The organism is Candidatus Caldatribacterium sp., assembly GCA_014359405.1.
Lineage (GTDB): Bacteria > Atribacterota > Atribacteria > Atribacterales > Caldatribacteriaceae > Caldatribacterium > Caldatribacterium oleiphilum.
The window spans coordinates 1-9,604 of sequence record JACIZN010000074.1; the positions used below are offsets into that span (position 1 = coordinate 1).

10 protein-coding genes are annotated in these 9,604 nt (G+C 55.8%); 3 read left to right on the forward strand and 7 right to left on the reverse strand.

Annotated elements, in window-relative coordinates; genetic code table 11:
* Together H5U36_06780 and H5U36_06785 are read right to left on the reverse strand one after the other, a co-directional pair.
* On the reverse strand, positions 1-1,409 hold a 1,409-nt coding region (locus H5U36_06780), incomplete at its 3' end, for a formate--tetrahydrofolate ligase (GenBank protein ID MBC7217830.1).
* 90 nt (positions 1,410-1,499) lie between these two features.
* Entirely contained in the window at positions 1,500-2,141 is a 642-nt protein-coding gene (locus H5U36_06785) for a corrinoid protein (protein ID MBC7217831.1), read from the reverse strand.
* A 142-nt stretch (positions 2,142-2,283) separates the two neighbouring features.
* Between H5U36_06785 and H5U36_06790 the strand changes: the two genes are divergently transcribed.
* Positions 2,284-3,018 (forward strand): formate/nitrite transporter family protein, encoded by a 735-nt coding sequence (locus H5U36_06790; GenBank protein MBC7217832.1) that lies wholly within the window; start codon positions 2,284-2,286, stop codon positions 3,016-3,018.
* Here the strand turns inward: H5U36_06790 and H5U36_06795 are convergent.
* The 4 genes from H5U36_06795 to H5U36_06810 are packed head-to-tail and all read right to left on the reverse strand — an operon-like array spanning position 3,015 to position 6,313.
* Positions 3,015-3,236 carry a NifU family protein gene (locus H5U36_06795; protein ID MBC7217833.1) on the reverse strand — a complete coding sequence of 74 codons (222 nt, stop codon included), beginning with the start codon at positions 3,234-3,236 and terminating at the stop codon, positions 3,015-3,017. The two genes, H5U36_06790 and H5U36_06795, sit on opposite strands and share 4 nt — an antisense overlap.
* A 54-nt stretch (positions 3,237-3,290) precedes the next feature.
* A complete protein-coding gene (locus H5U36_06800) occupies positions 3,291-4,541 on the reverse strand; it encodes a serine hydroxymethyltransferase (GenBank protein MBC7217834.1) in 1,251 nt (416 codons plus the stop codon).
* Between the two features lie 9 nt (positions 4,542-4,550).
* Entirely contained in the window at positions 4,551-5,051 is a 501-nt protein-coding gene (locus H5U36_06805; GenBank protein MBC7217835.1) for a 3-isopropylmalate dehydratase small subunit, read from the reverse strand.
* A gap of 5 nt (positions 5,052-5,056) precedes the next feature.
* The gene (locus H5U36_06810; GenBank protein MBC7217836.1) at positions 5,057-6,313 is read right to left on the reverse strand and encodes a 3-isopropylmalate dehydratase large subunit; all 1,257 of its coding nucleotides are present in this window, start codon (positions 6,311-6,313) and stop codon (positions 5,057-5,059) included.
* 83 nt (positions 6,314-6,396) lie between these two features.
* Here H5U36_06810 and nadE point away from each other — a divergent pair, with 83 nt between their 5' ends.
* The gene (gene nadE, locus H5U36_06815; protein ID MBC7217837.1) at positions 6,397-7,149 is read left to right on the forward strand and encodes an NAD(+) synthase; all 753 of its coding nucleotides are present in this window, start codon (positions 6,397-6,399) and stop codon (positions 7,147-7,149) included.
* On the opposite strand, the gene polX is transcribed toward nadE, so the two are convergent.
* Entirely contained in the window at positions 7,105-8,844 is a 1,740-nt protein-coding gene (polX, locus tag H5U36_06820) for a DNA polymerase/3'-5' exonuclease PolX (GenBank protein ID MBC7217838.1), read from the reverse strand. The genes nadE and polX overlap by 45 nt on opposite strands.
* Positions 8,845-8,912: 68 nt before the next feature.
* Here polX and H5U36_06825 point away from each other — a divergent pair.
* Positions 8,913-9,604, forward strand: a 692-nt coding sequence (locus tag H5U36_06825; protein ID MBC7217839.1) for a hypothetical protein, incomplete at its 3' end; no start/stop codon positions are given.

Consider the following 9,604-nt stretch of genomic DNA (forward strand, 5'->3'; position numbering starts at 1 on the left):
ACCACTCCATCGGCCCCGTACACCTTTGTGGCGATGATTTCGATTTTCTCCTTTATGGGGATATCAAGAGGGTACAGGAAGCGAAAGTTTTTTGGCTCTTCGCAGGCCCGCACCACGGCTTCCGCGAGTTCTCTACCCCCCTCTCCGCCTTTTGCCCATACCTCAGAAACCGCACAGGCGTAGGCACCACTGTCGAGGGCGATTTTCTCAACTGCCCGTATCTCCCGGTCGGTATCGGTGCTGAAGAGATTGATGGCCACCACAACCGGAACCCCAAAGAGAAGGGCATTCTCGATTTGCTTGACGAGGTTCTCGGCTCCTTTCTCCACCGCGGCAACATCCTCAAGCGCAAGGGCAGGGTCTAAGGGCTTCCCAGGCACTACCTTGTACTTGCCGCTGTGCATTTTGAGCGCCCGAATTGAGCACACCATGACCACACAGTCGGGAGCAAGGCCACTGTAGCGGCACTTGATGTTCATGAACTTCTCCATGCCACAGTCGGCACCAAAGCCACTCTCGGTGACCACGTACTCGCTCAGGCGGAGGGCAATCTGATCGGCAAGAATAGAGCTATTCCCATGGGCGATGTTGGCAAAAGGCCCAGTGTGCACAAAGCACGGAGTATTTTCAAGGGTCTGGAGGAGGTTTGGTTTTATAGCATCCTTGAGGAGCACAGTCATCGCACCGGCACACTTCAGGTCCTCTGCCGTCACCGGCTTTTTCTCCACATTGTACCCGATGACAATCCGCCCCAAGCGTTCTCGCAAATCCCGAAGGCCTGTGGTGAGGGCAAGAATGGCCATGACTTCAGAAGCCACGGCAATATCAAAGCCCGATTCCCGGGGGACACCATTCTCTTTTCCTCCGAGGCCAATGATGATTTTCCGCAGCGCCCGGTCACTCACATCGACAACTCTTGGCCAGCTTATGGTGAAAGGGTCGATGCGCAGGGCATTTCCGTGGTGGAGATGGTTGTCGATGAAGGCTGCAAGGAGGTTGTGGGCTATCGCCACCGCGTGGGTGTCACCGGTGAGGTGGAGGTTGAAATCCTCCATGGGAACGACCTGGGAGTAACCGCCCCCCGCCGCGCCTCCCTTGATGCCGAAAACAGGACCCAGGGACGGCTGGCGAATGCAGACGATGCTTTTCTTCCCTATTTTATTGAGGGCCATGGAGAGACCTATGGTGGTGACGGTCTTCCCTTCCCCAAGGGGCGTGGGTGTTATGGCCGTCACATCGATGTACTTCCCTAAGGGACGATCCCTGAACTTCTCAAGAACCTTAAGGGATACCTTGGCTTTGTACTTCCCGTAGAGCTCGATATCGTCTTCATCAAGACCGAGGTCCTTTGCGATTTCAACGATGGGCCGCAGCTGCGCCCTCTGGGCAATCTCAAGGTCTGAGAGCATACCCATCCCCTCCAAATTTCTTTTGCGAATTATAGCGTAATTAAAATTTTTAAGTAAAGGGGGAAAAGAAAAAGGGGCGTTCCGCCCCTTTCAGTTCAACCCAAGGAGTTCTTTTGCCTTATCCACCGCTGAAGCCGCATCGGGAGCGTACCCATCGGCTCCCACTTCGTCAGCAAACTTTTGGGTCACCGGAGCTCCACCCACCATGATCTTCACCTGGTCCCGGATACCAGCCTCTTTGAAAGCTTTGATGTTCTCTCGAATCTGAATCATGGTGGTGGTGAGAAGCGCAGACATTCCCACAAGCTGGGGCTTATGTTCCCGCACTGCCTGGATGAACTTCTCCGCGGGGACATCAATCCCAAGGTCGATAACCTGGAATCCTGCCCCTTCCATCATCATGGCTACGAGGTTTTTCCCGATGTCGTGGAGGTCTCCCTTTACGGTTCCGATGACCATCTTGGCCACCGGCTCAACTCCGGTTTCAACGAGCTTGGGTCGTAAAATCTCCATTCCGGCCTTCATCGCTCGGGCGGCAATGAGGACCTCGGGAACGTAGATTTCGTTGGCCTTGAACTTGACCCCCACTTCGTTCATACCCTTAATGAGGCCGTTGTTGAGGACTTCCTGGGGTGAAAAACCTTCGTTCAGAGCTTTTTCCACAAGTTCTGCAACCGCCTTTGCATTCCCCGCAAAGAGTTCCCGGGCAATCTGATCCAGAATCTCCGCCATTCTGAACCCTCCCTCTCCACCGGTTTCTTTCCCTCATTTTAGCAGGGAAGGAAGGGGAAATCCATAATTCCTTTTACAAAACTTGGCGAAGAAATGAAAATCTTTTATTATTTTCTCGAGTAAAGAAAAGGGAGGGAACTCCATGGACATTCACGCCTGGTGTGAGGGAAAGTTCGAGAAAACCTTAAAGCAGCTCCTCCTTGGGGGCTTTCTTGCCGGAGCGTACATCGGCTTTGCCGGACAGATTTTCACCCTTGTCACCGCTTCCTCGGAGATTCCCTTCGCTCTCCGCCAGCTCCTCGGAGGCCTTGTGTTCTCGGTAGGACTCATCATGGTGGTTCTCGGGAGAGCAGAACTCTTCACGGGGAACTGTCTCCTTGTTGCCCACTGCCTCAGGGGAAAGGCTTCTCTTACCAGGCTCCTTACGAACTGGGCGGTGGTGTATGGGGGAAATTTCCTCGGCGCGGTTTTCCTGGCTCTCCTCTATGTCGCTTCAGGACTCCCAAAGGCCCAGGGTGGTATTGTTGCCGAGAGAATCCTTGCCATTGCTCAAGGGAAGATAGCCCTGTCCTTCTCCGAAGGATTCCTCCGGGGGATACTCTGCAACTTTCTCGTGGACCTGGCAGTACTTTTTGCCGTCTGGGCGAAAAGCGAAGTTGCTCAAATCCTTGTCATTCCCGCACCCATCACGACGTTCGTGGCCTTGGGGTACGAACACAGCATCGCCAATATGTACTTCCTTACGGTAGCTCTCCTCCAGGGAGGCTCTGGAGTCACCTGGGGAAAAATGCTCCTCCAGAACCTCCTTCCCGTCACCCTGGGGAACATAGTCGGAGGAAGCGTTCTCGTGGGAGTCCTCTATGGCCTCTTCCTTTAGAAGACCTGCTCGACGGACTTGACCTCGGGGACTTCCTCTTTGAGGATTCGCTCAATACCGTCTTTGAGGGTAATCATCGCCATGGGGCAGGCGCTGCACATACCCTTGAGACGAACCTTTACCACCCCGTCGACGATGTCCACGAGCTCCACATCGCCGCCTTCGTACTGAAGGTATCCCCGTACTTTTTCAAGGGCCTGTTCGACTTTCTCGCGCATTTTGTGTCCCTCCGTAAGAGGAATTTACTCCCAAGAACCCACAGGACTCTCTCTCTATTCCCCAACCTCAGGGTAGAGGGGGAAACGGTCACAGAGCTCCTGCACCTTCTGTCGTACCCGGTTGAGAACCTCGGGATTTCCGCGGTTCCGAAGGGTTGTGTCGATGAGCTCAGCAATGAGGCACATCTCGTCCTCCCGCATTCCTCTGGTCGTGCAGGCGGGGGTGCCAAGACGAATGCCGCTTGTCACCGTGGGTTTCTCGGGATCGAAGGGAATGACGTTTTTGTTGACCGTTATGCCCACCTGGTCGAGGATATGCTCTGCTTCCTTCCCGGTAATCCCCAGGTTCCTGAGATCCACAAGGAGAAGGTGCGTATCCGTTCCCCCTGAAACGAGGCGATACCCCCGTTCGGCAAGGGCTCCTGCAAGGGCCTGGGCGTTCCGGACGACCTGCCTCTGGTACGCGGAAAAGGCAGGACTCTGCGCCTCTTTGAGAGCCACCGCCTTGGCGGCAATGACATGCATGAGAGGACCACCCTGAATCCCGGGAAAGAGAGCCTTATCGATAGCCTGAGCAAATTCCTTCTTGCAGAGAACAATCCCTCCCCGGGGTCCCCGAAGAGTCTTGTGGGTTGTGGTGGTCACAAAGTGAGCGTAGGGAATGGGATTCGGGTGTATCCCTGCCGCCACAAGCCCCGCAAAATGGGCCATGTCAACCATGAGGTACGCCCCAACCCGGTCGCAAATCGCCCACATCCGGGCAAAATCAATGATTCTCGGATAGGCGCTCCCCCCTGCCACAATGAGTTTTGGGCGAACCTCAAGGGCTTTCTCCTCCAAGGCATCGTAGTCGATGGTCTCCGTCTTTGGGTTCACTCCGTAAGGGACGAAATGGTAGAGCATTCCCGAAAAGTTCACCCGGCTCCCGTGGGTGAGATGTCCCCCATGGGCGAGATCCATGCCCATGACCACGTCCCCAGGCTTGAGCACCGCAAAGTACACGGCCATGTTCGCCTGGGACCCGGAATGGGGCTGGACGTTGGCGTGCTCGGCCCCAAAGAGCTCCTTTGCCCGCTCGATGGCAAGGGTCTCCGCCTGGTCCACAAATTCGCATCCTCCGTAGTAGCGCCGCCCCGGATAACCTTCGGCGTATTTGTTCGTGAGCGGTGACCCCTGTGCCTCCATGACGGCAAGGCTTGTGAAGTTCTCAGAGGCGATGAGCTCTAAGGTGTTCCGTTCCCGCGCCAGTTCTGCCAGGATACAGCGGTACACCTCAGGATCCTGGGCCTTCAGGTGTTCCCACATGGTGCCTCCTCACACACGTTCAAAGGATCCGTACTTTTTGAAGTAGTTCACCAGTCCTCCCTCCTCGAGAATGTCAATCATGACCTGAGGAAGCGGAGGGACGGAGAGCTCAATCCCTTTCGTGTGGTTTATGACCTTCCCTTCTTTGAGATCCACGGTAACCTCGTCTCCGGTTTCGAAGGAATCGGTATCGCACTCGACCACAAAAAGACCGCAGTTTATGGCGTTTCGGAAGAAAATCCGGGCAAAGGACTTGGCGAGAATCCCCCGGATACCGCAGGCAAGGAGAGCCCGGGGGGCCTGCTCTCGGGAGGAACCGCAGCCGAAATTCTTCCCCGCCGCAATGAAATCCCCTGGTTGCACCCGAGTTGCAAACCCCGGGTCGATGTCCTCCATGACGTGCCGAGCAAGCTCCTGCATGTCCAGAGTTTTGAACTTGTACTTCCCAGAGATGATGTAGTCCGTATTGATATCGTCACCGAACTTGTGGACGTGTCCTCGAAGACGCATAGTTCTCACCCCAGGTACTTTCTCGGATCGGTAATCTTCCCCTCAATGGCCGAAGCTGCCACCGTTGCGGGAGAAGCAAGGTAGATGGAGGCTTCCCGGTTCCCCATACGTCCCCGGAAGTTCCGGTTCGCCGTGGAAATGACGTTCCATCCATCCCCCGGGATTCCCTGGTGCGTCCCCACGCAGGGACCGCATCCGGGAGTGACAAAAACCCCTCCCGCCCGCACGATATCCTCTACCCAGCCTTTCTCAAGGGCAAAAAGGAAAACCTCCCGGGAGGCCGGAGCCACAATGAATCGCACTTCCGGATGCACCTTTCGACCCCGCAGAATCTGCGCCGCCACCTCCAGGTCAGGAATCCTTCCGTTCGTGCACGTTCCAAGGAAAGCCTCCTGAATCGGGATACCCTCGGCTTCTGTCACAGGTTTTACGTTATCCACCCGGTGCGGGAAGGCCACCTGAGGAAGGAGATTCGAGCAGTCAATCTCTAAGACCCTTGCGTACTCCGCATCCGGGTCAGGAAGCACCACCTCAAAAGGCCGATTCGTGCGTTCCCGAACCCAGGAAATTGTCTTTGCATCCGGAGGCACAAGACCGGCTTTTGCACCGACTTCAACCGCCATATTGGTGATGGTTGCCCGCTCCTCCACGCTCAGGCGCTCCACCACCGGACCATGGAACTCAATTGCCTGGTACGTTGCCCCATCAGCCCCAAGAAGGTGGGCAATGTGGAGGATGATGTCCTTGGCGTAAACGCCCTTTGGGAGCTCCCCCAAAAGCCTCACGCAAACGGTCTCTGGGACCTTGAACCAGAGCTTTCCGGTCATCATGACGACCGCAAGCTCGGTACTCCCAATACCGGTGGAAAACGCCCCTAAGGCCCCGTACGTGCAGGTGTGGGAATCGGCGCCCACCACGAGATCCCCCGGCACCACAAGGCCACGGCTCATCATGAGCTCATGGCACACTCCTTCTCCCACCTCAAACACCCGAATGCCAAAGCGTCGGGCAAAAGACCGCATGAGGTCATGGAGACGGGAAACGGACTCAAGGGGACTCGGAGCGTTGTGGTCGATGACGAAGACAATCCGATCCGGGCGGAACACGGATTTCCCGTTCATCTCTTCAAAAGACTGGATGGCTAAGGGAGTTGTGCCGTCCTGACCCATGGCCCAGTCAACCTCTGCCACCACGATATCTCCTGGGCGGACCGGTTTCCCAACTTTGCGCTCGAAGATTTTCTCAGCCATTGTCTTACCCATGCGACTTCCCCGCTTCCTTGACGAAGTTTCGGCAAAATAATACATTACAGGGAAAAAGAAAGTCAACGAGAGGAGGAGTTTTCGTGCACCCTGCCGAGGAAGTGGAACGCATCGTCCGCTGGATAGAGGAACAGGTTAGAAAGGCCCAGGCTCAGGGACTTGTCTTTGGGATGAGCGGGGGCATAGATTCCTCAGTTGTCGCCGTTCTTGCCCAGAGAGCCTGTGGCAAAAACATTCTGGGACTCATCATGCCCTGCTACAGCAATCCCGAGGACCTCGAGGACGCCAAAATGGTGGCCGAAGCGTTCGGTATCCCCTACCAGGTGGTGCCCCTTGAGAAGCCCTTTGACGCCTTCCTTGCCATTCTTGGGGAAGAGCACAACCCAAAAGCCCTGCCCCAGGCCAACCTCAAGCCTCGTCTGCGCATGTGCACGCTCTACTTTTTTGCCAATAAACTCAACTACCTCGTCTGCGGCTCGGGCAACCGCAGTGAACTCACCGTCGGGTACTTCACGAAATACGGTGATGGAGGTGTGGATATCGCGCCTCTTGCCCACCTCACCAAAAAGGAGGTTCGAGAAATCGCTGCGTTTTTGGGGATTCCAGAGCGCATCATCACCAAACCCCCTTCGGCAGGTCTCTGGCCCGGTCAGACCGACGAGGGCGAGATGGGGTTAACCTACGAGGTTTTAGACCGGTTCCTCCTTGGTGATACTGTTCAGGAATCGGACCGGGCAAAAATCCTCTCCCTCGCAGAGAAAAGCGCTCACAAAAGGAGGCTCCCTGCGATGCTATTTCCCCCCGAGGAGCTTGCGCTTCCGGGCAAGAAAGTCTAAGAGCTCCTCACAGGTGAAGGTGTTGAGAACATCCTCCTTGCGGAGCCAGGCCCTCCGGGCCTGAGCAACCCCATAGCGCATGTACTCCAAAGACCCCGGGTCATGGGCATCGGTGGAAATGACAATTTTGACTCCTTCTTGTGCTGCCCTTCGGGCATCCACGTCTCTTAAGTCCAGGCGCTCCGGCTGGGCGTTGATTTCCAAAGCGGTGTGCGTGGATTTCGCCATGGCAATAAGGGCGTCGATATTCATCTCTGAAGCATCACGCCGGCCGATGATGCGCCCTGTCGGGTGGCTTATCACCTGAACGTAGGGATTCCGCATGGCAAGCTCGAGGCGCTTGAGAATTTTTTCCTCTTTCTGGGTGAGCCCCGAGTGCAATCCCGCAACCACAACATCAAGAAGGGCGAGTTCTGCATCGGGAAAATCGATGGACCCATCGCTCAGGATATTGGCTTCCACCCCGTTGAGCACGAGGAGCTCCCGGTGCTTCTCATTCCACCGGCGTATCTCCTTCTCCCGCTCGTGAACCTCCTCAGGAGTGAGCCCAGAGGCCACAGCAAGGGACTGGGTATGGTCGCAAATGGCAAGGTACTCGTACCCCAAAGCCCGAGCCGCTTCGGCCATCTCCTCAATGGAAGCGATGCCATCGCTCCAGTGGGAGTGGACGTGAAGGTCTCCCCGGATATCCTCCATGGTCACAAGGACCGGAAGTTTTTTCTCCAGGGCACACTCAATCTCCCCCTGGTCCTCCCGGAGTTCCGGGGGAATCCACTCCATACCGAGAACCTCGTAGATATCCTCTTCCCTTTCCCCTCCCACCCGCTCGTTCGTGTCGAGCCGGAAAATGCCGTACTCGTTCACCTTGAAGCCTTTTTTGAGGGCAATTTCCCGAAGCTTAATGTTGTGGGCCTTGGAACCGGTGAAGTACTGGAGCGCGGCTCCAAAGCACCCTTCTTCCACCACCCGGAGGTCCACCTGAATCCCCTCATGGGTCACAATGCTTGACTTTGTATCCCCCCGGGCAAGGACTTCCCGAACCTGAGGGAGGGCCACAAAAGCATCCATGATGGGCTTTGGGTCCTTCGCTGCCGCAAGAATATCGATGTCTCCAATGGTCTCCTTCATTCGCCGAATGCTTCCGGCAGGGCCGATTTTTGCAATTCCCGTTTTCTCCTGGAGGAAGGCGATGATGCTCTCCACAAGAGGCAACGCCTGGCCAAGGAGCATGCGACCGGTTTTGCGGCGGAACATCTCAAGGCCCTTGGCGATTTTCTCCTCACTCTTTGGCCCAAGGCGAGGCAGGTTCCGGAGCTTTTTCTCCTGCACCGCCCTCTCGAGGTCCTCGATGGTCCGCACCCCAAGCTGTTCGTAGAGGAGTTTGGCGATCTTGGGACCCACTCCGGGGACCTCGGTGAGCTCAATGAGTTCCGGGGGAATCTCCCGGGCGAGCTCTTCAAAGTAGGTCATTTTCCCGGTCGCTAAGTACTCGGCGATTTTGCTTGCGATGCTCTGGCCGATTCCCGGAATGTCCTCGAGCTTCCCATTCTTCCAGACTTCCTCAATGGGCTCAGGCCAGTTCTCTATCCGTCGGGCAGCCTCCTCATACGCCACCACCCGGAAACGACTCTCCCCTTTGATGTCAAGGAGAACCGCAATATCGTGGAGGATTTTCGCCACCTCTTGGTTGCGCACCTTCCTCCCCCCTTTTCCCTTCCGCAGCATTATGCTATCATGGACCCCAAATGAAAGCAAAGATTCCTGTGATTCTTTTCCTTCTCTGGGGAATTCTCTTTGCCCTTGGCGCAGGAGAAAAAGGCGACTCTCTGGATCTAAAAGAAAAGCTCCACTTCCTCTGGGTTGCAACCCTTATCGAAACCCGTGCTGCACCCTTAGCACACCAGGAAGTGGTTACAAGCCTCCGGGAGAGAGAAACCCTTGGGGACCACCTGGCGTTTCTTTTCCTCGAGCGCCTCGATACGACTCGGAAAGAGAAAGAGGAGATTCTCTCCCTTCTTGAGAACCTCTTTCCCGAATCCCCGGTCCTCTTCCACGCAGCACTTGTCTGTGCCCAGAAGGAAAAAAGTTTTGCCTTTACCTCTCTGGCTTTGCGTTTTGCCAAAACCAAAGAGGAGAAACTCGCCGCTTTCGAAGAGCTCTTTGCCCTTCTCAAAGAGCAAGGCTTTTTCCAGGAAGGAGCACTCATTTTGGCCTGGATGTACCGAGAGTTCGAGGACCAGTCAACGCAGAAAACCAGAACTCTACTCATGCCTCTTCTTCCTTCTCTCTCCCCAGAGTCCTTCTCTTTGCCCTCGCGCCTTGCCTTTGCCGAATTCCTCCTGTCCCTGGGATTTCTCGAAGAGGCTGAAAAATTCGCCGCTACCCTCGAAGATGCCTTCCTCCTGAAAGCGCGCCTTTTTGCCCGAAAGGGAGACCTGACGGCTCTCGAGAAACT